Genomic DNA, 1,095 nt, shown 5'->3' with positions numbered 1-1,095 from the left:
GATCTGATGACCGCGTACGCCGCCCGCACCCGGGGACAGGAGCCGGCGTGGGCGCCGCTGCTGGTGCAGTACGCCGACTACGCGCTGTGGCAGCGGCAGGTCCTCGGCGATCCGGCCGACCCGGATTCGCTCGCCGCCCGGCAGCTCGAGTTCTGGCGCACCGCCCTGGCCGACCTGCCCGAGATCCTGTCCCTGCCCACCGACCGGCCCCGCCCGCCGCACCAGTCGTTCCGCGGCGCCACCGTCCGCTTCGACGTCGAGCCCGAGCTGCACCGCCGGCTCGCCGACCTCGCAGACGCCCACGGCGCCACCGTGTTCATGGCCGTGCACGCCGCCCTCGCGGTGCTGCTGGCCCGGCTCTCCGGCAGCGACGACATCGCCGTGGGCACCCCCATCGCCGGCCGCGGGCACCGTGCCCTCGACGATCTGGTCGGCATGTTCGTCAACACCCTGGTGCTGCGCACCCCCGTCGCCCCCGGCCTGCCGTTCGCCGATCACCTCGAACGCACCCGCGAGGTCGACCTCGCCGCCTTCGGGCACGCCGACCTGCCCTTCGAGAAGCTCGTCGACGCCCTCGCCCCCACCCGCGCCACCGACCACGCCCCGCTCGTGCAGGTGGTCCTCGAATTCCAGAACAACGAACGCGCCCACCTCGCCCTGCCCGACCTGACCGTCGACGCCCTCGACGCCGACGCCCCCGTCGCCAAGTTCGACCTGCAGCTGACCATGGGGGAGAACCCGGCCGCCGGCACCGACCCCGCCGGCATGACCGGGGCCTTCACCTACGCCACCGACCTGTTCGACGCCGACACCGTCACCGCGTTCGCCGACCGGTTCCTGCGGGTCCTCACCGCCGTCACCGCCGACCCCGCCCGACCCGTCGGCGACCTCGACCTGCTCGACCCCGCCGAACGGCCCGCCGCCGCGCGACGCCCCGACCCCGACCGGCACGCCGAGACCCTCCCCGCCCTCTTCGCGCGGTCCGTCGCCGCAGCACCCGACACCGTCGCGATCACCGCCCCCACCGACCCGGCCACCCCGGCGCTGACCTACCGCGAACTCGCCGCGCGGGCCCGTCGCCTCGCCCGCGCCCTG

At 75.5% G+C, this 1,095-nt stretch carries 1 protein-coding gene; it reads left to right on the top strand.

What is annotated here, in order from left to right:
- On the top strand, positions 1–1,095 hold a 1,095-nt coding region (locus tag CQZ88_RS31940), incomplete at both ends, for a condensation domain-containing protein (RefSeq protein ID WP_258008806.1).

It is taken from the genome of Rhodococcus sp. ENV425 (genome assembly GCF_002887785.1).
Classification (GTDB): Bacteria; Actinomycetota; Actinomycetes; order Mycobacteriales; family Mycobacteriaceae; genus Rhodococcus; species Rhodococcus aetherivorans.
The sequence above is the reverse complement of the archived record's forward strand: the minus strand, read 5'-3'. Positions and strand labels throughout refer to the sequence as shown.